This is a genomic window from Pseudomonas sp. Kh14 (genome assembly GCF_900291005.1).
Classification (GTDB): Bacteria; Pseudomonadota; Gammaproteobacteria; order Pseudomonadales; family Pseudomonadaceae; genus Aquipseudomonas; species Aquipseudomonas alloputida.
Genome location: NZ_OLKJ01000031.1, coordinates 108,146 through 134,748 on the forward strand (window position 1 = coordinate 108,146; position 26,603 = coordinate 134,748).

At 64.3% G+C, this 26,603-nt stretch carries 21 protein-coding genes; 5 read left to right on the forward strand and 16 right to left on the reverse strand.

Going from position 1 to position 26,603, the window contains the following annotated elements; genetic code table 11:
* The 14 genes from FQ668_RS16430 to mnxG form a co-directional block, all read right to left on the reverse strand.
* Positions 1 to 480 (reverse strand): type II secretion system protein, encoded by a 480-nt coding sequence (locus tag FQ668_RS16430; protein ID WP_014590786.1) that lies wholly within the window; start codon positions 478 to 480, stop codon positions 1 to 3.
* Positions 477 to 2,342, reverse strand: a complete 1,866-nt coding sequence (locus FQ668_RS16435) for a secretin N-terminal domain-containing protein (RefSeq protein WP_014590785.1) — start codon at positions 2,340 to 2,342, stop codon at positions 477 to 479. Before FQ668_RS16435 ends, FQ668_RS16430 begins: the two co-directional genes overlap by 4 nt.
* A complete protein-coding gene (locus FQ668_RS16440) occupies positions 2,339 to 2,845 on the reverse strand; it encodes a hypothetical protein (protein ID WP_014590784.1) in 507 nt (168 codons plus the stop codon). The genes FQ668_RS16435 and FQ668_RS16440 overlap by 4 nt, the downstream gene beginning before the upstream one ends.
* Positions 2,845 to 3,408, reverse strand: a complete 564-nt coding sequence (gene pilO, locus FQ668_RS16445; protein ID WP_014590783.1) for a type 4a pilus biogenesis protein PilO — start codon at positions 3,406 to 3,408, stop codon at positions 2,845 to 2,847. Before pilO ends, FQ668_RS16440 begins: the two co-directional genes overlap by 1 nt.
* A complete protein-coding gene (locus FQ668_RS16450) occupies positions 3,395 to 3,937 on the reverse strand; it encodes a pilus protein (protein WP_019437658.1) in 543 nt (180 codons plus the stop codon). The genes pilO and FQ668_RS16450 overlap by 14 nt, the downstream gene beginning before the upstream one ends.
* Before the next feature lies 1 nt (position 3,938).
* A complete protein-coding gene (locus FQ668_RS16455) occupies positions 3,939 to 4,718 on the reverse strand; it encodes a hypothetical protein (RefSeq protein ID WP_019437657.1) in 780 nt (259 codons plus the stop codon).
* Complete coding sequence (locus tag FQ668_RS16460; protein ID WP_014590780.1) at positions 4,702 to 6,375, reverse strand: GspE/PulE family protein; 1,674 nt, start codon at positions 6,373 to 6,375, stop codon at positions 4,702 to 4,704. The genes FQ668_RS16455 and FQ668_RS16460 overlap by 17 nt, the downstream gene beginning before the upstream one ends.
* Positions 6,376 to 6,558: 183 nt before the next feature.
* Positions 6,559 to 7,092, reverse strand: a complete 534-nt coding sequence (locus FQ668_RS16465; protein WP_019437656.1) for a response regulator — start codon at positions 7,090 to 7,092, stop codon at positions 6,559 to 6,561.
* Positions 7,093 to 7,341: 249 nt separating this feature from the next.
* The gene (locus tag FQ668_RS16470) at positions 7,342 to 7,983 is read right to left on the reverse strand and encodes a SurA N-terminal domain-containing protein (RefSeq protein WP_014590778.1); all 642 of its coding nucleotides are present in this window, start codon (positions 7,981 to 7,983) and stop codon (positions 7,342 to 7,344) included.
* Between the two features lie 12 nt (positions 7,984 to 7,995).
* Entirely contained in the window at positions 7,996 to 9,486 is a 1,491-nt protein-coding gene (locus FQ668_RS16475) for an ABC transporter substrate-binding protein (protein ID WP_026031880.1), read from the reverse strand.
* 194 nt (positions 9,487 to 9,680) lie between these two features.
* Complete coding sequence (locus FQ668_RS16480) at positions 9,681 to 10,346, reverse strand: SCO family protein (protein WP_014590776.1); 666 nt, start codon at positions 10,344 to 10,346, stop codon at positions 9,681 to 9,683.
* Positions 10,343 to 10,999, reverse strand: coding sequence for an SCO family protein (locus FQ668_RS16485; protein ID WP_014590775.1), 657 nt, complete (start codon positions 10,997 to 10,999; stop codon positions 10,343 to 10,345). Before FQ668_RS16485 ends, FQ668_RS16480 begins: the two co-directional genes overlap by 4 nt.
* Positions 10,996 to 12,972, reverse strand: a complete 1,977-nt coding sequence (locus FQ668_RS16490; RefSeq protein ID WP_023390249.1) for a cytochrome D1 domain-containing protein — start codon at positions 12,970 to 12,972, stop codon at positions 10,996 to 10,998. Before FQ668_RS16490 ends, FQ668_RS16485 begins: the two co-directional genes overlap by 4 nt.
* An 18-nt stretch (positions 12,973 to 12,990) precedes the next feature.
* Entirely contained in the window at positions 12,991 to 18,855 is a 5,865-nt protein-coding gene (gene mnxG, locus FQ668_RS16495) for a manganese-oxidizing multicopper oxidase MnxG (RefSeq protein ID WP_019437652.1), read from the reverse strand.
* Between the two features lie 328 nt (positions 18,856 to 19,183).
* Here mnxG and FQ668_RS16500 point away from each other — a divergent pair, with 328 nt between their 5' ends.
* Positions 19,184 to 20,257 (forward strand): enoyl-CoA hydratase/isomerase family protein, encoded by a 1,074-nt coding sequence (locus FQ668_RS16500; protein WP_053868117.1) that lies wholly within the window; start codon positions 19,184 to 19,186, stop codon positions 20,255 to 20,257.
* A gap of 16 nt (positions 20,258 to 20,273) precedes the next feature.
* Positions 20,274 to 21,425, forward strand: a complete 1,152-nt coding sequence (locus FQ668_RS16505) for an acyl-CoA dehydrogenase family protein (protein ID WP_014590771.1) — start codon at positions 20,274 to 20,276, stop codon at positions 21,423 to 21,425.
* 116 nt (positions 21,426 to 21,541) lie between these two features.
* On the opposite strand, the gene FQ668_RS16510 is transcribed toward FQ668_RS16505, so the two are convergent.
* Positions 21,542 to 22,474, reverse strand: a complete 933-nt coding sequence (locus FQ668_RS16510; RefSeq protein WP_014590770.1) for a LysR family transcriptional regulator — start codon at positions 22,472 to 22,474, stop codon at positions 21,542 to 21,544.
* Positions 22,475 to 22,594: 120 nt separating this feature from the next.
* Here FQ668_RS16510 and FQ668_RS16515 point away from each other — a divergent pair, with 120 nt between their 5' ends.
* Complete coding sequence (locus FQ668_RS16515; protein WP_053868118.1) at positions 22,595 to 22,855, forward strand: DUF2790 domain-containing protein; 261 nt, start codon at positions 22,595 to 22,597, stop codon at positions 22,853 to 22,855.
* 1 nt (position 22,856) lies between these two features.
* On the opposite strand, the gene FQ668_RS16520 is transcribed toward FQ668_RS16515, so the two are convergent.
* A complete protein-coding gene (locus tag FQ668_RS16520) occupies positions 22,857 to 23,549 on the reverse strand; it encodes a tRNA (adenine(22)-N(1))-methyltransferase TrmK (RefSeq protein ID WP_053868119.1) in 693 nt (230 codons plus the stop codon).
* 136 nt (positions 23,550 to 23,685) lie between these two features.
* Between FQ668_RS16520 and FQ668_RS16525 the strand changes: the two genes are divergently transcribed.
* Entirely contained in the window at positions 23,686 to 24,066 is a 381-nt protein-coding gene (locus FQ668_RS16525) for a RidA family protein (RefSeq protein ID WP_004577524.1), read from the forward strand.
* A 214-nt stretch (positions 24,067 to 24,280) separates the two neighbouring features.
* Positions 24,281 to 26,281 (forward strand): U32 family peptidase, encoded by a 2,001-nt coding sequence (locus FQ668_RS16530; protein ID WP_019437648.1) that lies wholly within the window; start codon positions 24,281 to 24,283, stop codon positions 26,279 to 26,281.
* Positions 26,282 to 26,603: the final 322 nt, after the last annotated feature.

The following is a 26,603-nucleotide window of genomic DNA, read 5'->3' on the forward strand; positions in this document are numbered from 1 at the left end:
TCACCATTGCCCGTAAGGGATATTGTTCAGGCCTTTGCCGCGGGCCCTGGAATAAACGTCGAACACGTCTTCGCCCTCGCGCGGGTTGTCGGGGCTGCTGTCGTAGGCGCGCAGGCCCCAGCCGCCTTCGTCTTCATCCTTTGCCGCCACCAGCGGGTCGTGCGGGATGCGCCGCAGGAAGTAGAACTTGGCGCCCTTGGCACTGCGCACATCGCGCACGCCCTCTACCAGCACCTGCAGGTTCGGCGGGTAGCCACTGCTGTCCACGCGTTTCTCGATGTAGCCGGCGTCGAAGGCCCGCTTGTAGGCATCGATGGCGTCGCGAATCTGGTACAGCGCCTCGCGCAGTTGCTGCTCCTTGCCGCGGCGTACCACCGTTTCGGTCAGCGGCGCGGCCATGCTGGCGAGCAACCCGAGCAGTGCCAGGGTCAGCACCACCTCGATCAGGCTGAAGCCGTGCATGCGACGCCGGGCGTTCATGGCCGTGGGCTCCCGTTGACCGGGGCGACCGCCATCTGGCTGTCCACGACCGGTTCATCGGTGGTCGGCGCATTACCAGGTACGTCCATCGGCGGGAGTGGCGCCATCTGGCGCACCTGCATGGCCGACTCGGTGCCCGTGGAAAACTCCATGTCCGACGGGCTCTGGTACGGCAGGTTACGCACGATGCGCGGGGTGATCGCCAGCACCAGCTCACTCTTGCTCATGTCGTCCTTGTTGCTGCCGAACAGCCGGCCCAGGCCCGGGATGTCGCCAAGGCCGGGAATCTTGTTGCCACTGGCGTTGTGGTCGTTGCGCACCAGGCCGGCCAGCACCTGGGTTTCGCCGTCGTGCAGGCGCAGGCTGGTCTGCGCGTTGCGGGTGTCGACCTGGACCGGGATGGTGCCCTGGCGGGTGGCCTCCAGCGGGGTGGCGTTGCTGACCTCGAGCGCCACCTTGATCGCCACTTCGTTGTTCAGGTGCACGGTGGGCTGCACTTCAAGCTTCAAGCCGACGTCCAGGTAGGTGACGCTCTCGGTAATGACCGGCCCTTGAGTCGACGGCACCGAGGTGGCGCTGATGATCGGTACCCGCTGGCCGATGTGGATGCGCGCCTGCTCGCGGTTGCTGACGCGGATCACCGGGCTGGCCAGGGTGTTGATGTCTTTGTCCTGGGCGTTGATCTTGGCCTGCGGCGCCGGCGCAATGCTGATGCGGCTGGAATTGATGCCTTTGAGCTGGTCGAGCACGCTGACCGGGTTGCCATCGTCGCTCAGCACGCCGAAGGTGTTGGGCCATTGCAGGCCAAGGTCGAGGATGCGCGAGGTGGCCACTTCCATCACCTCCACTTCCAGCACCACCTCGGGGTTGGACTGGTCCTGCGATTGCAGCAGCTTCTCGGCCATGCGCACGGCATCCGGAGTATCGCGCATGGTCAGGGTGTTGAGGCGCTCGTCAACGAACACGTCGCGGGTCTTGAGCATGGTCTTGACCATGTTCAACGCGGTGTTGGCGTCGATGCTGGTCAGGTAGAACGTGCGCATGACCAGTTCCTGGTAGTCCTTGGTCTTCTGCGGCGAGTCGGGGTAGACCATCAAGGTGTTGTCGTTGACGATCTTCTGGCGCAGCTGGTTTTGTTCCAGCAGCAGCGCTATCGCGTCCTCGATGCGCACCTCGCGCACGAAGATGGTGGCCTTCAAGTCCGGGCGCAGGTCCTTGTCGAAGATGAAGTTGATGCCGGCCACCTGCGACAGCACTTCGAAGATGGTCTTCAGGTTGGCATCGCGAAACTCCAGGGTGACCGGCCGCTCGAGCTTGCTGCGCAATTGCGGGTACGGCTGCGCGGTGCGTGCCTGCACGTTTTCGATGTCGCTGCGCAGGGTCATGCCCTTCTGGTTCTGCGGGTCCAGACGCAAGACTTCGCGCATGTAGCGTTCGGCCCCGAACAGGTCGCCCTGGCGCAGCGCCGCCTGGCCAAGCGCTACGCGTTCGTCCAGGGTGCGGATCAGCTCCAGCTGGCGAATGCCTTCCTGGGCGCGGCGGTTGTTCGGCTCCAGGGTGAGCACCCGGCCATAGCCCATTCGGGCATTGGCGAAGTCATGGCGGACGCGGTCGCTGTCGGCCTGGCTAATCAAGGCCTCGACCGCCGCCTGGCGGCTGTGGGCCAGGGCGATATTCAGCTCTGTATCACGCGGGTCGTCGCGCAGGGCCTCTTCCAGGCGGGCGATGCCGGCCTCGTACTGGCCCTCTTTCATCAACTGGTCGCTGTCCTGGCGAACCGCACTGGAGCCGCAACCGGCAATGGCCACGCACAGCGCCACGAGCAGAAACGGAGCAGGCTTGCACAGCTTTGACGACTTCATGGTGCGCTCCCGACAGACAAGGTCTGCGACTGGTGCAAAGGCAGGTAGACCAGGTTCAGCTCGCTGGCCGATACCCGATCGAGGCGATAGGTGTCTTCGATCACGTCGCCTTGGCGCACGACGTAGAGTTTTTCGCCGCTCTGCAGGAAGACCTGCAGGTCGTCGCGGTCACCCATGCGGCCGATGAACTGGAAAGGCAGTTCCGGGGCCGTCGGGGCCGCGGCGACGACAGGTGCGGTCATCACGGGTTGTTCGGTGACCGTGGCCAGGGTTTTGGGTTGGGTCCATTGCTGGGTTGGGAACAGGTCGCGGGAGGCCTGTTCCGGCCCTTTCGCGGGCAAGCCCGCGCCTACAATGGGCGCAGCGCTTTCTGTTGTAGGAGCGGGTTTACCCGCGAAGGCCGCGACGCCATCGTCCTGGCCAAACCAATGGTCCGGTGCCCAGGCCAGCGCCGCGCTCACACCGAGGAAGCCGGCCCAGATGACTGCACGTTGTGTGTTCATCACGACCTCGACAGATAAAGGGTCATGCGCAGGCGGGCATTGAGCTCGCTGTCGCCGATGCGCTTGCGTTGCAGCTCAAGGTCTTCCAGCACCAGCGTCGGCAGTTGCTTGAGCAGGCCCTTGATAAAGCCGCGAATCTGCGGGTAGCTGCCGCGCACTGGCAGCACGATCTGGTAGCGGGCCAGCTGGGTCTTGGGGTCGATACCCAACGCGTATTCACCGCGGGCCAAGCTGATGCGCTCGGCGCTGGCCAGACGGTACAGACGCTCGATCAACTCGCTGGCCTGGGGCTGACCGGGCAGTTGCTGGCGCAGGCTGTCGAGGGCCTGCTGCTCGGGCTGGACCGCAATCTTCAGCTCACCCCGCTTGACACGCCCTACCTGTTCGCTGGCCTGCGCTTCGGTGGCACGCAGTTCGCGTACGCTTTGCCATTGCGGCAGCACCCCGGCACACCCCACGCCAATGGCGAGCAGGCCTACGGCTACGGCAGCCAGGCCTACCGGGCCGACAACGCGCAGGCGCTCCTGGAGGATCAGGCTGCTGAACGATTCAAGGGCGCGCATGACCGGTCTCCCAGGTGGCGGTGAGGGTGAAGCGCACCGGGTGCTCGGGCCGCGCAGCGAGCACCTCGTGGTTGAGCAGCGACACGTCGCTGAGCTCATCACTGGCTTCCAGGCGCTGGTGGTACTGCAGCATCGCTTCGAGGTTGCGCGCCTCGGCGGCAATGCGCACCTGGCCCTTGCGCGCATCCGGCGTCAGGCCGAGCAGCGCGACGTCGTCCTGTGGCATGGCTTCAAGCATGGCGAACAGTTGCTGCCAAGGGCGTTGCAGTTGCTGCGACACACTGCGCATTTGTGCCAGGCGCTCAGCCTGCTCCCGGCTGGCAGCGCTGTTCTTGGGTTGTGCGATGGCCGGGCGCCGGCCCAGTTGCAGTTCCAGGCTATGAACGCTGGCTTCCAGCGCCACGTGCTCGGTCTGCAAGCGTTGCTGCAGCAGCATCAGGCCGGCGACCATGGCGCTGGCAAGGACGAGCAGCGACCAAACCAACGGGCCGCTGCGCCGTGGCTGGAATTCCAGGTCGAGGCGGCGCATGTCAGGCCACCGCCCGCCACATGGCGCACAGCGGGTCGGCTTCGCTGGCTGGCTGGCACAATTGCACCGCCGCCAGTTGCGGCACGTCGCAGCGGCCCGGGGCATGCAGGTACACCCGCGGCAGGTGCTCGCCGTACAGCTCACAGGTACGCTCGATCAGCGCTTGCAGGGCCTGGTCGCTGTCAGCGCAGCCTTGCGCCAGCACTTGTTGCCAGGCACCGCCGGCGGCCAGCAGCAATACACTGCGGCGCGGCTCGGCCAGGACGAACAGGAAGTCACCCTGCTCCAGCTGTGACCAGCAACGGTTGTAGGCAGCCATCAGGTATGGCTGCACCGAGCGCAGGCTCAGGCGGCTTTCCCGGCCCAGTGCCTGCAGCCGCTGCAGCAAGGCTTCGGGCAGCGCCGTGGCAATGCGCGCCGCACCGGCAGGCTCCGGTGACAGCACGATGCGCCAGTCGTCCAACGGCTGCCCGTAGAGGTTTTCGAAGCAAGCGCGGGCATAGGCGTCCAGCTCGCGAGGGTGGCCGATGGCGTCACTCCAGGGCACCAGGCAGAAGCGGCTGTAGCGGGCCGACAGCAGCACCCGCAACTGGGCGCCACGTACCGCATGCTCGGCCAACAGCGCAGCAAGTGCATCGACGGCAGCTTCCCAGGCCGGTTGGGTGACGTCGCTGCTGAACGCGCGGCTGCCCAGCCATTGGTGGTGGTTCTTGTGCCAGCGACCCAGGCCGACACCCTCGGCGCCCAATACGGCGCAGTAACGGTCAGATGAATGTGACACGGTTGATCTCCTCAAGGGTGGTGCGGCCATCGCGGACCAGGTCCAGGGCCGAGGCCCGCAGCAGGCGCAGGCCGCGCTGGCAGGCAAGCGTCTTGATCTGCGCCAGCGGGCGGCGCTCCACGATCATTTGCCGCAGGTCATCATCCAGGTGCAGCAGTTCGGCAATGGCACTGCGGCCGCGGTAACCACTGCCACGGCAGTGGCCGCAGCCCTTGACGCGGACGAACGTCCAGCCGGCCACCCCCTCGCGGGTCAGGCCTGAGCCATACAGGGTGTCGTCATCGTGTTCGCAGGGCGTGGCGCAGTGCGGGCAGGCCAGGCGAATCAGGCGCTGGGCCAGTACCGCATTGAGCGCGGAAACGAAGCTGTAGGGGTCGACCTGCATCTGGCTGAAGCGGCCAATCACGTCGAACACGTTGTTGGCGTGGATGGTGGTGAACACCAGGTGACCGGTGAGTGCCGATTGCACGGCAATCTGGGCCGTGTCGGGGTCACGGATTTCGCCGACCAGAATCTTGTCCGGGTCGTGCCGCAGGATCGAGCGCAGGCCGCGGGCGAAGGTCAGGCCCTTCTTCTCGTTGACCGGGATCTGCAGCACGCCGGGCAATTGATACTCGACCGGGTCCTCGATGGTGATGATCTTGTCCACGCCATGGTTGATCTCGCTGATCATGGCGTACAGGGTGGTGGTCTTGCCGCTGCCTGTAGGGCCGGTAACCAGAATCATGCCGTAGGGTTCTGCCGCCAACCGGCGCAGGGCGCGCAAGGTCTCGTCGGCAAAGCCCAAAGCTTGCAGCTGCACGCCGCTGACCCGGTCGGACAAGTCCTGCTTGTCGAGCACCCGCAGCACGGCATCTTCACCGAAGATGCTAGGCATGATCGACACCCGAAAGTCGATTTGCCGGTCGCCCACGGCCACCTTGAAGCGGCCGTCCTGGGGCACGCGTTTTTCGCCGATGTCCAGCTCGGCCATGACCTTGATGCGCGAGATCACCTGGTCGGCGAAGGCGCTGCCACTGGCCTTGCCGGCACCGTTGAGCACGCCGTCGATGCGGTACTTGATGGTCAGGCCCTGGCCGGTCATGCCCAGGTGGATGTCGCTGGCGTGCAGCTTGAGGGCGTCGTACAGGGTGGAGTTAACCAGCTTGACCACGCGGCTCTGATCTTCGCTGATACTGGCCAGCGACAGGCGTTGCAGCGGGTCGCCCTCGCTGCTGGCTTCGGCGTCGTGGTCAAGGGCATCGACTGCGTGGAAGCTTTCTTCATGACGGGCCAGGAAGGTGGCCAGGTCGGCGGCGTGGGCCAGGTAAAGCGGCGCGCCTTGCAGTACGTCGTCGATCCAGGCCAGGCGAGCGGGGTCGAAGGGGTCGGCGAACACGCCCAGCAACTGGCCGCCTTGCTCGATCAGCACACATTCGCGCTTGAGGCACTGGGCCAAGGCCACCTTGTCGAAGCGTGGGGTGCTGGCCAGCAGGCTGTGGCTGTCGAGTACCGGGTAATGCAGGGTCAGGCCAAGGCGCCGGGTGAAGGTGTCGGGGGTGTCGCAGGTCAGGCGTTCCAGGCAGTCGAGCAGGCGCTCGTCAGTGGCTTGCAGGCGGGCCTGGGCCAGCAGTTCGCGGGGGTAGGCGGAAATTTTTGCTGGGTTCTTCGCGGGCATGCCCGCTCCCACAGGTACATCACAGGTCTGTGGGCTGCATACATCCTGTGGGAGCGGGCATGCCCGCGAAGACGTCAGTGCAGGCTTTGCAGATTCCGGGGTTGCATCGAATGCTTCTGGCATGGCCTGCGACTCCGCTCAGGGGCGCGTCGCAGGCTGGCTCGGCCAGGGGTGCGGGCGCCGCTATTCCCCTGTGAGCAGTTGATCGTCGTCGGGCCCTGGTGGCTTGGCGCCGTTACGGCGGCGGTCGGCCAACACCCAGCTTCCATCGTACAACTGCAGGGGGAACGATTCGTTCCTGTTCTGGCGTCGTTCGACGAACCCTTCGGCCGGGTTGTCCGTGGCCCTGCGCCGGCGCTCGATGCCCAGCAGGTCGAAGATCGCACGCGCCAGCTCCATCAGTGGGAACGGCTTGAACAGGACGTGACTCACTCCGAGTTCGGCGGCCCGCTCACGCACCTCGACGGTGGGGTGGGCGGTGATCAGCACGAAGTGGCATTGCCTGTTCTTGCGTACAGCCTCCAGAACCTGAAAACCTTCCATGTCGGGCAGGCGGTAATCCAGCACAACTACTTGCGGTGCCAGGCTTTCAGCCTGTTCGATACCACTGGCACCGTCGTGGGCAACATGAACTTCCAGGCCTTGCGCCTGCAGATACGCTTGCAGGTTCTGCGCAAGAGTCTGTTCGTCATCGACTACCAATACTCTGTTCACCAAGGTCGACTCCCAAGAACTGCCCGGTTTCCCGGTCTGCGAAGTACGCCCTTGTAGAGACTTGAGCAGGCTTCGTGCCAGGCGTGAATAATCATGTTGCACCACTGTAAACCACTGATTTTACTAAGGTGCCTGCCAGCAACCGACAGACGCTGAACAAGCACACCCAACCCGTTCCCCACAAGCGGGGAAAATGATGGCACATTGCCAAACCTTAATTCCCCAGCATTGGGGGAAGCGCCCTCAACGGCCTCAGTCGGCGATTTCCACTTTAGCGGACTCGCGCAAACGTTGGCGCACGGATTGGCGCGCCTGCGCCTCCCGCTGCCCGATGAGCGCTGCCCTGGCCAAGGCCAGGCCGTGTTCGCGTATGACCGATGGATTATCACTTTGGTTCTGCGCTCCTTGCAGTCTCTCCTGGTTGGCATCATAAAATGCCTCCACTTCGCCCTGGCTCGGCGCGTCGACTGCGCTGAGCAGGGCGTACACTTGCTGGGCCGCCATCTCATGCCGGGTGTATTCAGTGTACTGCGCCCTGTCGAAGCCCGCCTCTGCCAGTCGCCTTTCGAATAACGCCGGGCTGCCAAATGCCGCTTCTATCTCGCCAACCTGCGCCGACACTTGTTCATCGCTGACGGCAATGCCTTGGCGTTGCGCTTCCTGCCACAACAGCTCCTTGTCGATCAGCTCGTCCAACGCTTGGTCGCGCAGGCGTTTGTACAGGCCTGGGTTGCGGATGCTGGTCACCGCCCGCCCCTGGGCGTCCAGGTACTCGCTGAAGTAGCGCTCCAGGCGCATCAACCCGATCTCGACACCATTGACCCGCGCCGCCGGTACATCGGCCCAGCTCGCCCTGGTCAGCACCAGCAACAGGCACAACCACACGATCCGCATGACAACCTCCGCTCAAGGGCTGGCCGGCACTGGCCGGTAGGGGCTGACCGAAGTAAAGCGCGGTCCGGGCAGGGCCACCGCCACCACATGGGCACCTGCCATGCCCTGGCGGCGACTAGGGCCAAAGCCCAGTGCCGGGGTCAGGCCGGTGGGCACATCGTGCAGGCCTTCGAGCGCAGCGATCAGTTGCTCGCGGCTGGCATCCCGACCAATCTGCTTCAGCGCTTCGCTCAGCAGGCGCAACGCGCACAGCGTATTGACCTGCAATGATGCCTGGCGCGGATCCAGGCCCTGGCGCTGCTGCAGCCCGGCGAGCGTAGCCAGGCCTTGCTCGGTCCAGTCCTCAGGCACGTAGGGGTAGGCCAGAAACAGCCGCTGCGACCACTGCGCCGGCAAGCGCGCCACAGCGCTGGCAACCTGACTGGAAGCAGCGAACAGGTAGGGCTCGCGGCCGGCCACCTGCAACGCCGCCGCCAACTCGGCAAAGGCCTGGGCGCGGCCAAGGAAGACGATACCCTGCCCGTCCACCGCCTGGCCGTCGAACGCCTGGATAGCGGGTGGCGCCCAGCCCTGCTGTCGTAAACGCTCGCGCACCTGCTCGGCCAGCGCGGCCTGTTCGTTACCGGCATACACCACACGTAACCCATCCGGGGCCAAGCCCAGCGCCACACGGGCATGCACTGCCAGGCTCAGCAATTGCTCGGGCAAGCCGGGTAGCGGGTCGAAGACCTGTGCGCTGCCGCCGCTGCGCGGGGTGCTGCCGACCATCGGCACGTTCTGTGGCGCCAGCAAGGTCGTCAGGCGCTGGTCGAGCATGGGCGCCAATGGCGTGATCAGGGCGAACACCCGCTTTTGCTCAAGCAATTGTTGCAAGGCGCGTTCGGCACTGACCGGGTCGGAACCTGGGTCTAGTACGACCAGTTCCAGGCGCCGCCCGTGAATGCCGCCTTGCTGATTGAGTTGACCCACGCCGTCTTCCAGCACGGCACGCACCACCTGCCCGGCTTCGGCCAGCGGACCGCTCGCAGGCAGCAGCGTGCCAAGGCGCAGCACGCCCTCCTCCACACCAGGGTCGCGTTCATCGGCCAAGCGTTTGAGATAGGCGGTGAGGTTGCGCTGGTCGGCCAAGGTCAACTCAAAGCGTGGCATGGCCGGGTCGAGGCGATTGCCAGCCGGGTCAATGCCCTGCTGGATGGCCCGCGCCAGGCTGCTGTCGGTGTAGGCCGGATAGCGACGGCCGTTGGCCTCGCGCGGGCCCTGGCCGAGTGCCAGGCGTTGCCAGTCGAGGCCTGGCGGGCGAACACCACCTTCGGCACGGCCACGGCCGTCGTTGCCATGGCAACTGGCACAGGGCAGCACGCTGGCGGGGACTGTGATATCGCTGACGCCTACTCGAGCTTGCAATTGAGCGTCGCTACTGGAAACGCCCTCGCGGTAGAGGCGTTTGCCGGCTTGTTCGTGGTCGGTCAGGTCCAGGGCCAGGGCTGAGGTCGAAGATGCCATGCCAAGCACGCATGTGAGCCATATCGCAAGCCCTGTGGGAGCGGCCTTGCGTCGCGAAAGGGCTGCGCAGCAGCCCCGGCAGTGGCAGCTCAAGCGCAGAAAGAGGGGAGCGCTGCGCGCTCCTTTCGCGACGCAAGGCCGCTCCCACAACAGGTGATGCCACAGAGGCCAATTCCCCAGGCGGCCCATGATACTCACCGACCGGCCAGCGGCTGGGTCAACAGCTGCATGCGCTGGGCAATCGCCGCTGGCGGTGCATCCGGGCGAATCTTGCTCCAGCGTTTACCTGCAACATCACCGGCAATCAGCTGCGTCGAATGCTGCTCGGGACTCGGCAGGAACTGCCCTATACGGCCAAGCACCAGGTCGACATTGGCCTTGTCACCGGTCAGGAACAACCAGTTCGGCCCATCCACCCCTTGCTTGGCGGCGAACGCCTTCAGCGCCTCGGGCGTATCGTTCAGCGGGTCACTGCTGATCGACACGAAGGTCACCTGGCCGGCCAGCGCTGGCCCCATGGCCTCGCGCACCTCGCGCAGCTTGCGGGTGATCAGCGGGCAGGCATCGGTGCAGTGGGTGAAGATCACGTTGAGCATCACCACCTTGTCCTTGAGCACGTCACTGTAAAAGCGCAGCTCGCGGCCATTCTGGTCCTTCAGCACGGTGTCGGTGAACCAGGCCTTGGCGTCGCGGGTACCGCCACCACTGGCCATCGCCTGCGGTGCCGGCTGCGGCTCGGGGGCTTGCGGCGCATGGCCTTCGTGGGCGAACGCCACCGACGAGAGGATCCACAGGCAGCCAGCCAACACCAGCCAGTCGAATGCACGCATGCCAGCGCGGTGGGAGGTTGCAGTGCTCATGGTTGCACCTCGTGATGGTCGGCTATGGCAGTGCTCTTGGCATGCACCCGGCGCGCACTGAGGCGGTTGATTTCTTCGATCAATACGCCCGGGTCGGTGAAGCCGTAGTAACGCGTCCAGTGCCCGCTACGCCCGTCACCCACCAGTATCAGCGGCGGGTGCTGGCTGAGGTCGGCGTTGAAGCTGCCCAGCCCCTTCAGGGTTTCGGTGATGGCGTACGGGGTACCGGTCAGCCAGCTCCAGCCCGGCCCTTTCTGGAATGCCTTGGCATAGTTTTGCAGGCGCTTGGCGTCGTCACGCTGAGGGTCGACACTGATCGACACCAGGCGAACCTCCTCGCCTACCCGGCCGCCCAGCTGCTGCTGGACCTTGCCCATGATCGACGACACCACCGGGCATACCGTGGTGCAGCTGGTGTAAATGAAGCCCATGACCACCAGATGGTCACCCACCAGGTCCTTCTCCAGGCGTACCGGCATGCCTTCCTGGTTCAACAGCGACACATCGGCAAAACGCACACTGGCCTTTTCCTGATGCGCCGCCGGGGGCTGCCCGGCATGGCCGTCATGCTCGTGACCGGCGTGGGCCATGGCCAGGTGACTGGCGAATGCCAGGCTAAGGGCCAACAGTGTGCAAGCAGGCTTGGCGTTCATCGCACATTCCTCACGTCAGTCTGGGAGGCGTTGATTGCAGCAGCCGGCAGAACGCGCAGGCTGGTGTAGTTTTCTTCGGCAAACTTGCGCCCCAACGAGGGCGACTGAACATGCAGGTACCAGGCACCGGCTTCAGGCAAGTTCAGCTCCACCTGGTAGACACCTTCGCCCACCTCTTGCAGCTGCAGGTTGCGCGGCATCGACGATGGCGCCAGGAAGTAGCGCAGGCTCAAGTCGTTCAGGCCCAGGCGCGGCTGCCCGTCGTCACCGACAATCCGTACCCGCGCGGTGAAGTCGCTGTGCTGCGGCAGCGGCTGGTCGAGGCCGATGAACTCGGCACGCGCGCCTTTGCGTTTGCTGGCATCGCTCCCTGCGGCCACCTCGGTGCTGAAGCAATGAATGATTTGCGGCTGGTTGAGCAGGAAGGCAACGTCGAACTTGCCGGCGGCGGGCAGCTTCACCGTCGAGCCATACACCCCGGGGGCCATTTCGCGCAGGCTGCGGTCAACGACGATGGCGGCGCGGGCCTGGTGGCCGCGGTTGTTGTAGCCGGACATCGGCGCATTCATGCCTTCGGCATAGAAGTAGGTGTTGTTGTCCACCGGGTTGACCACGAACACCGAATTGTCATCACGCGATACCGACAGCCCCTGGGCCAATGGCAGGTCACCGGCCTGGCGCGGCGCTGCCGGGCCCGCCTCGAAGCCTTGCACGATGGGCGAACGCCCCTCGCCCAGGCTGGCCAGATTGATCATGCTCACTTTCGGCGAGGCCAGGCCACGCACATAGGCATAGCCTTTGGTGAACGTCAGCTGGTACGGTTCGGCCGCCACCGGGATGTGGTGGATCAGCTTGTCGGTACTGGCGTCGATGACCAGGGCCTGGTTCTCCAGGGTATTGAGCACGATGCCGTAGCGGCCATCATGGCTGAAGCGCATCGGCCCCAGGCCCTGTTCGGCCTGGACCGTGTGGCGCAGCTGATGGCTGCGGGCATCGAACACCCGTACGCTGCCCTCCTCGCCATCGACCACGTACACGGCCTGGGACAACGCCGAATAGCTGACCGACAGCGGGTGCGGGCCCACCTTGATGGTCTTGGCCAGGCGCATTTCCGGGATGTCGATGACGCTCAGAGTGCCGCTGTCGCGATTGCTGACGTAGGCATAGCGCGAGTCGGCGCTGAAGGCGATTTCGTGGTGCCCGGTACCGGTGTTGAAGTGCTTCATGGTGCTGCGCCCCGGCACGTCGATCACTGTTACCCCGCCTTTGCCCGGGTCGCTGCTGTTGTTGCCAACCCACAGCCGATGCTGGTCCGGCTGCAGGGCCACGCGCAGCGGCTGGTCGCCGGCGTCCAGGTCGGCCACGCGGGTAAAGGTTTCGGTATCGATCACCGAGACCTTGCCCCGCTCGGGTATCGACACGAAAACCTGCTTGTCGTCGCTGGTGGCCGCCCAGTCCATGGGCCGCCCTGGTAGCTCGATGCGGGCCATGGTGCTGGTCACGCCCCCCACCGACACCGTCGGGTCGATCACTGTCAGGCTGGCGTCATTGTTCAGCATCAGCAAGAAGTAGCTGTTCAGGTCGAGCAGCGGCCGGGCCCCGATGCTGCTCTTGAGAAACAGCGCCACCCGCGCCTTGCAGCTCTGCTCGCGGTCCCCTGCCGGGGCCGACTGTGCCGGGTCGATCCACGCCCCCGGGGCCATGCCCGACAGCGGTTGGCCACTGGTCTGGTCGCTGAGCTTGAAGCGGATGTTGGCGAAGCCGCCCTCCTTCAGCTCGCCGCCGGCCAATGGCCGGGCCTCGAACTCCACGGTCACGCCGTCCCGGCTGAGCCGGTGCAAGGCCTGCGGGCCGCCCCGTTCCTGCAACAGCTCGCGCGGGTCGCACCATAGCTTTTCGTACGCCACGCCCAGGCCGATCAGCGCTACCCCCAGCACTACCCCCAAGTAAGCAGGGCGAGTCTTTTTATTCATGCTCGCGTTCCCCTTCCGTCACTGCGCCGGGGCCGTTGCCGGCGGCGCTTCATTGGTCACCCGCAAGATCCCCCACAGCCCCGAAACGTTGCCGAAGGCGGCGTAGTCGCGGAACAGGTAGTCACCCGCCACCGCGTTGGCACCGCCGGCACTCGGCAGCATGAAGCTGAAGTGCGCCGCTGGCAGTACGCTTTCCTGCGCGCCGATGTACATGGCCATCGGGTTGTAGCCAAAGCGCACCGAACCGATACCGGACAGTTTCATCGGGTAACCGTCCGCATCGTTCTTCTCGGCCTGGTAGTTGTGCAGGGGCCACAGGTGGCCATCGAGCTGGTAAGTGATACCCCGGCTGCCGCCACTGGGCATCAGCACATGGCTGCGTACCGGCTGGCCAGGCTTGGCGTACAACACCGGGGTTTGCGGGTCGCCACCAACCAAGGCATTGCTGTAGGCCATGTGCGCGTTGGGTACATCGGCGAAGCCAAAGCCATCGGCATGGCCGAAGGGTGCATCCGGCGCCAGGCCGAAGCGCAACCACAGCGGTTCGGTCTTGTAGTTCATGGCCATGTTGCCGTTGTCCTTCGGATCCCCCGGCACGCCGTTCCCTTCGGTGGCGATGCCTTCGACCGGACGGCCGTCAGCCCAGCGCATGTTCATCGAGCGTTGCCACACGGTCACCAGGTCGCGGTAGTCGGGCTGCCCGCTGACCTTCACCGTGGCCTGTGCCCGGCTGGCGGCGTCCTCGGTCCAGGTGGCGGTCTGCGGCAGAATGCTCATGCCACCAACCAGGCCTTTTTGCGGCTGCTTGATGAAATCCGACGGGGTCAGGTTGAGGCCGCCGAACTCGATAGGTGTGGTGTTTATGTTGTCCACCGTGCGGCCCAGCTGCAGGGTCGGCTTGCCTTCACGCTCCAGGTGGCCGGCGTAGTACTGGTACACCCGGCTTGGATAAGCACCGCTGTTGCCAGCTCGCGGTGGCACGGTCTGTACCGGGTTTGCGCCCACATTGGCACCGTCGGACTTGGTGATGTCGTAGGCCAGTAACTGCGCATGCAGGCCGACATGGCTGGACGGCCGCATCAGGTTGTTGTTGAAGGCGGTGGAGCCCTCGCTGTCGAAGCGGTCGCGCTTGACCACGTTCTGCATCACTGCGGTGCTGGGCAGGTCCGGCATGACCAGCGGCAGGCGGTTTTCCAGGGTAATGCTGATGCAGTCGCCAGCATTGGCGCGCAGCACCAGCGGTTCTACCGGTACACCCGCCTTGAGCTTGCCGCTGACCGGGTCAAGGTCGGCCTTGCGCACGTACAGTACGGCAGTAGGATCATGCAGCGGAGCGCTATGGCCGCCCACGGTGAAGGTGGTACCGTCCTCCTCGTCGACCACCGTCGCCTGCGGGATGCTGGTGTTGCGGCTGTTGAACACCAAAGTGCCGCCATTGGCCTTGAGCGGGGCGCCGACATGCTGACCGACACCGGCCGGGTCATTGATGCTCACGCCATTACGGTTTTCGAGGATGTCGTTGGCCAGCGCAGCAACGATCTCATAGCTGCGCTTGACCGTGGGACGCGTACCGATTCCGTTTGCGTTGGCCGTGGTTTTCGGGCAGATGCCGTCGAAGTTCACGGTGTTGCGCATGGCCACTGGCTGCGGGTTGTTTGGCAGCGGGAACAGGTCCTGGCGTTGCGCGGTGTAGTTGCGCATCACCCCCCAGATGCCGTTCCAGTAGCCTTCCAGCGCCGCGTCCATGGAATACAGGTAATCGCCATTGGTAGCCGCGGAACTGGAAATCATCGACACCGGCGACATGAAGCCCATCTGCTCGGAAATGCCGATCATCTGCGAGGCCTTCCAGCCCGAGTTCGAACTGCTGCCAAAGCCCGAGCCGTTCTGCAGCCATTTCACGCCGTGCAGGGTGACGTTGTGCTCCTCTTCATAGCCACCGGCGTGCAGGCGCAGGCGAACGTTATCACCCGAATAGGTGCGCAGCATCGGCGTGAACGGGTCGCCAGGCTCGCTGCCGGCCTTGTTGATGTGCGGCGGGAACAGCGTGGTGCCACCGGTGGGGCCGACTGCCGAGGTGATCGCCGAGGGCGCCATGTTCATGGCTGGGATGGCACGGTCGGTACGGCTCTGCAAGGCGAAGCTGAGGTCGCCACCCAGGCCGTCTGCCTGCATGCCGCGCTTGCCGTCGGGGCCGACCTTGTTCGGGTCGAACACGCGCAGCGCCAAGGGCTCGTTCCGGTAGTTGACGACAAACATGCCAGGGTCATCCACCGAGATCGCCTGCGGGCATGGCCGGCTTGGGCAGCCCGGGCTCAGGCCGCCGCGCGACTCCACCACCGATTCGAGCAGGTTGGAAGCCTTCTGCCGCACGGGCGGGTTGATGGCGTAGCGGAAGCTGTCGGCAGTAGGCGGATACGCCTGGCCATTTGGCACGCCGTCGGGACCGGCCCCCACATACACGCCGGCTTCATAGGCATGCTGGAAGTCGCTGTACTCCAGGAAGAACTCGCGGTAACTGTCGTTCTTGCCATCGCCATCATGGTCGCCGGTCTGCACCACCGCCTGCCAGGAAGTTGGCCCACCATCCTGCCGCGTGGCCGGGTTGTAGAGCTTCTCGCCGGTTTCGGCGTGGAACCAGGTGGAGCCGGCAGGTTCGGCCAATACGGTGGCGTAGAGCCCAAGTTGCTGGTGGGTCGATGGGCCGAGGTGGTCGTGGGTGAAGATGGTGCCCAGCCCACGGTCCACGTTGTGGACGTTCACCAGGGGGTCGGCAAACCAACGCTGCATGGCGGTACGTGCGCCTAGCCAGTCAGCCCGGCCAAAGCGGCCGAAGTACGGGTGCTGCCTGGCTTTCGGGCAGGCAGCAGTGCCGTCACGGCTGTCACCCTCGGTGCAGTCGTTGTAGGCACGGATGGCATGCACCCGTTCCACCACGCTACCGGGCGAGAGGATACCGTCTTCGTAGTTCCAGCCATTGGCCGAGCCGTCGGCGGCGGTCAGGTCCCACTTGGGCAGGTGGATGTGCTGGCCGATCACGTCGGTGGGGGTGCGTACCTGGTAGTCGTCCATTTCATAGACCGACGGGATCAGGTTGGTGTGGGTGTACATCGCGCAGTCGAAGGTGTTCATGCGCATCACCAGAGGCTCTGGCGGGCGCTGCTTGGTGATGATCGGCCAGGCGTCTTCCCACAACGCAAGGATACGCGCCTGCGGGAAATGGTAGCCGACCTTGTTGTACACCGCATCGAACTGGATGTTGGCGCCCTTGTAGATGCGCGGCCGGTCGGCGGTGAACGTCGAGGTGCCACGGAAGTTCATGCCGGTCAGGCTTTCACCGCTGACAAACTCGCCCATGCCGGACGTCTGGGTCAGGCGCTTGCCCCTATCGTCCATGCAGGGCTCGTAGAATGGCGCGCCTGCCGTAGGCAGCGCACCGTTGGTGCGGAATGCCTTGGCTACCGGCTGACTGCCGGGGATCAAGGCGAAGCTTGGGTGTTCGGGCTTGGCGTGGAACTCCATCGCTGCCTGTTCGACATCGGTACCTTCTTCAGGCATGTAGATCGGCTTGGCCTTGTGCACCACCTTGGAGAAGTCGAGCTTGGTGGTGGTGGTCTGCGCTTCGCCGCCGGCAGACACCCCGTCCAGCGCATGCCGGCCCAGGCCACCGTCCCAGCCATCGACCTGGTTCGGGTCAAGGTTGGCCCACAGGGCCTTGCCGCTGTCCTTGAGCTGTTGCGCCAGGGCCGGGTCAAGCATGTCCAGCGGCGGGGTTGGCGGGCGGTTACCGACACTGCTTTCCATGCCACCGATCCAGAACGGATAGCCGGGGTTTTTCAAGCTGCCATCGGCGTTGCGGTTGGCATCGCTGCGGTCGACCAGCGCCAGTGAGCCGACGGCCTTGCGCACGGGGGCGTCATTGGCATGCTCGTCATCGCCCTCGTCTTCGCCGTCCTCGTCATCGTCGTGAGCAGCGACCAGTGCTTCGGATAACTTGGGCACCACCACCACCTTGCCCGGCATCGGCGCCATGGCCTTGCCTGGCAGCGGCACGATGGCCGGAATTGGCGTACCGGCGACAATTTCGCCATCCGGCAGGGCCCGTGCGCCAGCTGCCGGCTTGCCACTGCGCAGGGCGAACGGCGTAGCGTGGAAACCGTTGTCACCCTGCCCGCTCACTTCCAGCCGGGTACCTTCCTCGAAGGTATCGTGTACCCGCCACATTGCCCACATTCCTTGCGCGAAGTGTGGGTAGAAGTGGCAATGGTAGATGGCGTCGCCCGCTACCCGGTTGCGGTTACCCGAACCGCCGTTGGCAATTTCATAGGTATAACCAATGCCCGGCCCGATACCCTGGGCGTCGATATAGTCGGAGTTATCGTCATTGGGGTTGAACAGCCACTGGTGACCATGCAGGTGGAAAATGTGCTGTTCATGGCCATTGTGAGTGTTGCGGAACTTGGTGAAATCGCCGATGTAGCTGTGGTGCACGTTGGCAGGTTCGGCAGGGTACAGCGCCATGCTGGCTTTCACCCCGATGGCGCTGGCCGGTGGAACTTCGCCTGGGCGGATATGCTCCAGGCCGACGTTGGCCGGCACATCCACCAGCGTGCCGATATCGCCCACGGTATGCGCGCTGAGGAAGAACTCTTCGTAGGCGCACGACAGGCAGTCGTGCATCGGGCCCACGCCCAGGCGGTTGGCCACCACCTCGGCGCCCATGCCGCCAGAGCCGTAGTTGATCATGAACGAATCGCGCGTCGGCTCCAGTACATGGCCCATCACCGGGTCCGCCCAGTAGGCGGGGAAGGCCTGGGTGGCGGCCACTTCGTCAGCGAACTGCGAGGCGAAATCGCGGAAGGCTTCCAGGCGATTGGGCAGTGCCGGATTGCGCTTGTTGATATTTTCCAGCGGGTAGGTAGAACGCGGGAAGCTGCCGTCCGGGTTAGGCCCCATGACAATGGCATCGGTTTCGCTGTTGACGATCTCGTTGCCATCGGTCATGGCGATGATCGGCTTGCCGGCCTTGCCCTCGCTCAGCCAGGGCTCGGCCTGCGGATACCGCGCCTGGTAGTCGATCACCGGCTGGCCGGTAGCGGTACGCCCAGTGGTGGCGAGGCGCATTTCTTCTTCGGTGAGGGTATTGCGGTAAGTGCGCCCCCCTTTGGGCACCACCACCACCTGGCCGAACAAGCCATTGGCGACGTTGCCGGCGCCACCTTCGCCACCAAAGGTGGCGCCTTGGCTGGTTGCCGCGAAAGCGCCCTCACGTTCGGCGTAAAGGGTGTAGCTGCGGGTATTGCCCGGGGACACCAGGAAATTGCCGTTGCGCCCGGTGTTGGCGGCGATGTCACCAATGCTGTTGACGGCCTGCATGCCGTTAACCTGGAAGCCCACGTGGCGGTCGCTGACCTGCTCGTCGGCCACGAAGTGCTCACCGCCCTCGTTCTCCACTTCGATTTCCGGCCCTTCCTCTTCTTCTCCTTCGACCTCGGTTTCCTCGTGGTCGATGCCATGCTTGTTGGGGTTGGCCTGGTAGGCCAGCAGGTTGGTCAGGTTGACCGTGAGGCAGTCACCGGCCGCCACGCGCAGCACGATAGGCCGCGGGCGCTTGTCCGGGCGCAGGGTAACTTTGCCCGGCACTGCGGCCCCGCCCATGCTCAGCGGGACGAGCTTGTCGTCCACCACATCCTCGCGCAGGGCAAACATCATGCCGTTGGCGTTTTGCGCGCCAAGGCGGTTGAACATCAGTGGCTGATCCAGTGCCACCACGTTGGCGACCAGGGTGCGCTGGCACTGCACAGCCGCCTCGCTGGTTGCTTCCCAGCCAAGCAAGGCCAGTACAAGTGATGACAGGATGGGGCCTTTGAGCGGCGTCGACATGCTGCACCTCCGGGACACAGGATCTCTGCGGGGAGCTGGAGCAAGGTGTGTGCCAGAAGAAAAATTTCATGTTTATCAGCAAGTTGCATGATCAACCGCAACGGATTGGGGAGGATCCCCCAGCAGGTTCCCCCGAATCGGGGGACGAAATCCCGTGGGGGTAAAGGCTGCTGCACAGGCGCGCGCTGGCCTCACACAAGGTAAAAACGCACGGTACCCTTGCACAATTGTCGATTGTGCAAGGCAAATTCGCATGCCAGGATCCTGCGATCCTCCAGCGAACTCCAGACTTCACTTGGAAAATCAATAACAAAGCAGGGAGAACGCAATGACTGCACACGCTCATACCCCGGCAGCAACCGACCATGTACTGGCCGAGGTCCGCAACCAGATCGGCCACCTGACCCTGAACCGCCCTGCCGGTCTCAATGCCCTGACCCTGGACATGGTGCGCAGCCTGCGTCAGCACCTGGACCAGTGGGCCGACAACCCGCACGTACGCGCCGTGGTCCTGCGCGGCGAAGGCCCCAAGGGTTTCTGTGCCGGTGGCGATATCCGCTCGTTGTACGACAGCTTCAAGGCCGGCGACACGCTGCATGAAACCTTTTTCGTCGAAGAGTACGCCCTCGACCTGGTCATCCACCGCTACCGCAAGCCGATACTGGTAGTGATGGACGGCTTCACCCTCGGGGGCGGCATGGGCCTGGCCCAGGGCTGCGACCTGCGGGTGGTCACCGAGCGCAGCCGGCTGGGCATGCCCGAGGTCGGCATCGGCTACTTCCCGGACGTGGGCGGCAGCTACTTCCTCTCGCGCATCCCCGGCGAGCTGGGCATCTACCTGGGTGTCAGCGGTGCCCAGATCCAGGCGGCCGACGCCTTGTACTGCGGCCTGGCCGACTGGTACCTGGCCAGCGACCAGCTCGCAGCCCTCGACCGGGGCCTCGACCAGCTCGACTTCAGCGACCACCCGCTCAAGAACCTGCAAAACCTGCTGGCCAGGCTCGGTACCCAGACACTGGATGATGCGCCACTGGAAAAGCTGCGCCCGGCCATCGACCACTTCTTCGCCCTGCCCGACCTGCCAGCCATCGTCGAGCAACTGCGTGCGGTGAGCATTGGCGACAGCCACGCCTGGGCAGTGGCCACCGCCGATCAGCTGGAAACCCGCTCGCCTCTGGCCATGGCGGTTACGCTGGAGATGCTGCGCCGGGGGCGCGAGCTGGGCATTGACGACTGCTTTGCCATGGAACTGCACCTGGACCGCCAGTGGTTCCAGCACGGCGACATCATCGAAGGCGTGCGTGCCCTGATCATCGACAAGGACAAGCAGCCCCGCTGGAACCCGCCGACCCTGGCCGCGCTGCAAAGCCAGCGGGTCGAACAATTCTTCGAAGGCCTGTGAGCCCGGGAGTACACAGATGCAAGACCTCGAACTGAGCGAAGAACAGATCATGATTCGCGACATGGCCCGGGACTTTGCCCGTGGCGAAATCGCACCCCATGCCCAGGCTTGGGAAAAGGCCGGCTGGATCGATGATGGCGTGGTGCGCAAGATGGGCGAACTGGGCCTGTTGGGCATGGTGGTGCCCGAGGACTTCGGCGGCAGCTACACCGACTATGTCGCCTATGCCCTGGCCGTGGAAGAGATCGCCGCCGGCTGCGGCGCCACCGGAGCGATGATGAGCATCCACAACTCGGTAGGTTGCGGCCCGCTGCTGGCCTACGGCACCGCCGAACAGCAACAGCAGTGGCTTCCTCGCCTGGCCAGCGGCGAGGTGATTGGCTGCTTCTGCCTGACCGAGCCACAGGCCGGCTCCGAGGCGCACAACCTGCGCACCCGCGCCGAGCTGGTGGATGGCCAGTGGGTCATCAACGGTGCCAAGCAGTTCGTCAGCAATGCCCGCCGTGCCGGCCTGGCGATCGTCTTCGCAGTGACCGACCCGGAGCTGGGCAAGAAAGGCCTGTCGGCGTTCCTGGTGCCCACCGACAACCCTGGGTTCAAGGTTGACCGCAGCGAGCACAAGATGGGCATTCGCGCCTCCGATACCTGCGCAGTGACCTTCGACAACTGCCGCATTCCAGCCGCCAATATCCTCGGTGAGCGTGGCAAGGGACTGGCCATTGCCCTGTCCAACCTCGAAGGCGGCCGTATCGGCATTGCCGCCCAGGCCTTGGGCATCGCCCGCGCCGCATTCGAAGCGGCGCTGGTCTACTCGCGTGACCGCATACAGTTTGGCAAGCCGATCAACGAACACCAGAGCATCGCCAACCTGCTGGCCGACATGCAGGTGCAGGTGAACGCCGCACGTTTGCTGATTCTGCATGCCGCCCGCCTGCGCAGCGCCGGCAAGCCGTGCCTGTCGGAAGCGTCACAGGCCAAGCTGTTCGCTTCGGAAATGGCCGAGCGGGTGTGCTCGATGGCCATCCAGGTGCATGGTGGATACGGCTATCTGGAAGATTACCCGGTGGAGCGCTACTACCGGGATGCGCGGATTACCCAGATCTATGAAGGGTCGAGCGAGATCCAGCGCATGCTGATTGCACGGGAATTGAAAAACTATCCGCTGTAACGCAAAGGCAACGCGGTTCTTGGGGGAGCGGGCGACGCTGTGGCTGGCACCGGCTTTGCCGGTGTTCGCGGGCGCGCCCGCTCCCACAGGAATGTCACCGCGGCAAACTTCTCGCCTCAGCGCCAATACCGCGCATCATCCACTACCCTGGCATGCCCCTCGAACAGCGCCGGCAGCTGCTCCTTGAGGTAGTCGATCCAGGTGCGCACCTTGGCGTCCAGGTAATGGCGTGACGGATACATCGCATACAGCGCACTCTCCCGCAGCCGATACGGTGCCAACAACCGGCACAAGCGCCCCTGCCCGATCGCCTCGCTGGCGGTGTAGAACGGCAGCAGGCCAATGCCCATGCCCAGCTCGCTGGCCACCAACATGGCGTCGGCGACGTTGGTGGAGAAACTGTCGTTTGGCGCGATCACGCACTGGTCAACCCCTTGCGGGAACACCCAGTCGCCTTCGTACATCGGGTAAGCCATGCGCAGGCAGCGATGGCCGTGCAAGTCTTCCGGGCGCTCCGGTACACCGTGGGTGTCCAGGTAACCGGGGGCCGCGCAGGGGATGCTGAAAATGTTGCCCAGCGGTACAGCGATCAGTTGCGAATCCGGTAGCGCACCGTCCACGGTGATCACCACGTCATGCCCTTCGGCCAGCGGGTCGGGGTTGCGCTGCGACAGCGTCAGCTCGATCACCACTTCCGGGTAAAGCGTGTTGTAGCCGGCCACCAGCGGCATCAGCAACAGCCCCATGCCGTGCGGGCAGTGCAAACGCAGATGGCCGCGAGGCGTAAGGTGCGCCCCTCGCGCTTCACCCACGGCTTCTTCGGTCAGCAGCATGATCTGCCGCGCACGCTCCAGAAACCGCTCACCCGCCTCGCTCATGCGCAGGCGCCGGGTGGTGCGGTGCAGCAGGCGAGTCTGCAGCTGGTTCTCCAGCTCGGCTACGATGCGCGAAACCTGCGCTGCAGAAATATCCAGAGCATTGGCAGCTGCAGCGAAGCTGCCACATTCCACCACACGGGTGAAGGTACGCATGGCATGCAGCATGTCCATGAAGGGGTGCTCCTTGTTTTATTCCTGCATTAAAGGCAGGAATCTATCACGGTTTAGCCCATTTATTGTGGATGACCAATGAATAGATCATTAGCCATCCATTAAAAAAAGGAGCCTGTCATGAAACGCTCGATCGCTGTCCTTGCCATTACCGCTGCCTTCACCTCGTTCGGTGCTTTTGCCGGTGCAGGCGAAAACCAGCCCGCAAGCAGCACCTATGAATACGGCATGCCGCTGGACGTGGCCAAGGTCATCTCCATCACACCGGCCAGCAACACCGCCGACTGCCAGGTAGGCACCGCACACATGGTGTACGTCGACCATCAGGGCCAGAAGCGCGAAATCGACTACCGGGAAATGGGCAACTGCTCGCAGCAGTGAGTCAGGCCAGCACCTGGGTGATCCAGCCCACCTGCTGATTGAAATCGTCGATCTTCGCCTGAGGCACCGCATCGCGGGCCCGCTGGAAATTGGCCAGGGTCTGCTGCTTCTGCCGCAGCATGCGCCGCCACTTGACCACAAACGCCTCGCTTTTTTCCTGCATCAACACGGGGCCGAAGTACAGCTGTTCAGCGCTATACACCCCCCTGCCCGGCTCGGCGACGATGATCTCGTAATCGAAGCGGTTCTCCCGCAGCAGCTCCTCGCTGACGATCTGGTAATCATTGCCCGCCAGCCACTGGCGCAGTTCGCGCTCACCGCCATTGGGCTGCAGTACCAGGCGCGTGACGCCGCCAAGGCGCTGCTTGCCGGCTTCGAGTATCTCGCACATGGTGTCGCCGCCCATCCCGCAGATGCTCACCACCGAGATACGGTCTTGCGGCTCGACCGCTGCCAGCCCATCGGCCAGGCGTACGGTTACCTGCGCTTGCAGGCCGTTTCTGCGCACATTGCGCTGGGCCGAGGCGAACGGCGTCGGTGCCACTTCACCCGCTACCGCGGCCTCGAGCACGCCACGCAGCATCAAGGCCACCGGCAGGTAGCCGTGGTCCGAGCCAATGTCGGCCAGGCGCGCGCCCTGCGGTACATGGGCGGCCACGCGCTCCAGGCGCCTGGACAAAGTCTGTTCGTTCAACGTAAACCCCTGGTTTTGCAATCGCCTGCGATTCTGACGGTGAACGCCGCGCATTTCAAACGCCGAGGCACGCTCGACCGGGCAGGTGCGCTCGCGTAGGCTTGCCGTTTTCCTTCCGTTGCAAGGCAGACACACCATGGCACATGCAGACATCATCTACACCCCGGACCCGGACGCCGAGTCGATTTCCTCGGACGTTGCCGAGTACAACGGCGTGCTGGTCACCACGCAAATCCCGACCCACGCCGACGGCAGCCTGGAACTGGGCGGCATCGTCGAGCAGAGCGAATGCACCCTGCAGGCGCTGAAAGTGGCCCTGGAAAAGGCCGGCAGCGGTATGGACCGCGTGCTGCACCTGACCATCTACCTGACCGACATGGCCGACCGCGCAGCGTTCAACGAGGTGTACCAGCGCTTCTTCAGCAAGCCCTGGCCGGTGCGTGCGGCGGTGGGTGTGGCTTCACTGGCCTTTGAAGGCATGCGTGTGGAAGTGACGGCGATGGCTGCCAAGCGCTGAGCTGCGCTTGTGGGGGTGCGCAGCGCCCCCGACATCGTTGATTGGCCGCAAAATCGCCGGGGCCGCTCTGCGGCCCTTTCGCGACGCAAGGCCGCTCCCACAGTTGCGCGTACCCGCAGTCAATCCCGCACCTCTCGGCACCCCAATGATGCCGCCAGCCCGTTTCACCGCTACAATGCCCGCCTAAACCGTGACAGCCCGAAAATATAACGACATGTCCCTTCCAAAGAATCACCTGGAACTGCTCAGCCCTGCCCGTGACGTGGCCATCGCCCGTGAAGCGATCCTGCACGGCGCTGACGCCATCTATATCGGCGGCCCGAGCTTCGGCGCGCGCCATAACGCCTGCAACGAAGTCAGCGATATCGCCGAGCTGGTCGAGTTCGCCCATCGCTACCATGCACGCGTGTTCACCACCATCAACACCATCCTGCACGACAACGAGCTGGAACCGGCGCGCAAGCTTATTCACCAGCTGTACGATGCCGGCGTTGACGCGCTGATCGTGCAGGACCTTGGGGTGATGGAGCTGGACATCCCGCCGATCGAGCTGCATGCCAGCACCCAGACCGACATCCGCACCCTGGAACGGGCCAAGTTCCTCGACCAGGCTGGCTTCTCGCAACTGGTACTGGCGCGGGAGCTGAACCTGCAGCAAATCCGCGCCATCGCCGCCGAAACCGATGCCGCCATCGAGTTCTTCATCCACGGCGCGCTGTGCGTGGCGTTCTCTGGCCAATGCAACATTTCCCATGCGCAGACCGGCCGCAGCGCCAACCGTGGTGATTGCTCGCAAGCCTGCCGCCTGCCCTACACGCTGAAAGATGACCAGGGCCGCGTGGTTGCGTTCGAGAAACACCTGCTGTCGATGAAGGACAACAACCAGACCGCCAACCTGGCTGACCTGGTCGAGGCCGGCGTGCGCTCGTTCAAGATCGAGGGCCGCTACAAGGACATGGGCTATGTGAAGAACATCACCGCCCATTACCGCAAAGAGCTCGATGCCATCCTTGAAGACCGTCCTCAGTACGCCCGCGCGTCCAGCGGCCGTACCGAACATTTCTTCGTGCCCGACCCGGATAAAACCTTCCACCGCGGCAGCACCGACTACTTCGTGACCGACCGCAAGGTCGATATCGGCGCTTTCGACTCGCCAACCTTCACCGGCCTGCCGGTGGGCGTAGTGGAAAAGGTCGGCAAGCGTGACATGCAAGTGGTGACCGACGTACCGCTGACCAACGGCGACGGCCTCAATGTGCTGGTCAAACGCGAAGTGGTGGGCTTCCGCGCCAACATCGCCGAACCGCGTGGCGAATTCGAAGAAGACGGCCAGAAGCGCTACCGCTATCGCGTCGAGCCCAACGAAATGCCCGAAGGCCTGCACAAGCTGCGGCCCAACCACCCGCTGTCGCGCAACCTCGACCACAACTGGCAACAGGCCCTGCAACGCACCTCCTCCGAACGCCGGGTCGGCGTGGAGTGGCACGCCGTCCTGCGCGAGCAACGCTTGATGCTTACCCTGAGCAGTGAAGAAGGCGTGAGCGTGCAGGTGGCCCTGGACGGCCCATTCGGCGTAGCCAACAAGCCGCAGCAGGCACTGGAGCAGTTGCATGACCTGCTCGGCCAGCTGGGCACCACCCTGTACCACGCCGACCGCATCGAACTGGATGCCCCGCAGGCGTACTTCATTCCCAACTCGCAGCTCAAGGCCCTGCGCCGCGAAGCCATCGAGGCACTGACTGCAGCACGCGTGCAGGCGCATCCGCGTGGCGGGCGCAAGGCCGAGACCACGCCACCGCCGGTGTACCCCGAGTCGCACCTGTCGTTCCTGGCCAACGTATACAACCAGAAGGCCCGCGACTTCTACCACCGCCACGGTGTGCAACTGATCGATGCGGCCTATGAAGCGCATGAAGAACACGGCGAAGTGCCGGTGATGATCACCAAGCACTGCCTGCGCTTCTCCTTCAACCTGTGCCCCAAGCAGGCCAAGGGCGTGACCGGTGTGCGTACCAAGGTGGCACCGATGCAGCTGATTCAGGGTGACGAAGTGCTGACCCTGAAGTTCGACTGCAAGCCGTGCGAGATGCATGTGATAGGCAAGATGAAGAGCCATATCATCGACCTGCCGACCCCGGGCAGCGCGGTGGCCCAGGTGGTGGGGCATATCAGCCCCGAAGACTTGCTCAAGACCATCCCGCGCGGACCGCACTGAGTTCGCCGGGCAGGGCCTCTTCGCCGCTAAACCGATGTGTGTCCACCCCGATCAGGTGTAGGAGCGGGTTTACCCGCGAATACGGTAGCCGCGACAACAGTGAACGGCGGGTGGACATTGGCCAGCAGGCCCGGCCCTTTCGCGGGTAAACCCGCTCCTACACAGGCTTGTGCTTTCCCTGTAGGAGATCACCCAGCCCTTCCGGGCTGCGCTGTCGCGCAGCAAACATTGAAGTACACGACTTCAGATTTGCAGTGGCGCTGACATTTTGTAAAAGAAAAGGCGGCTGGCCCGGTAGGGCCAGCCGCCTTTTGCTTTGTTA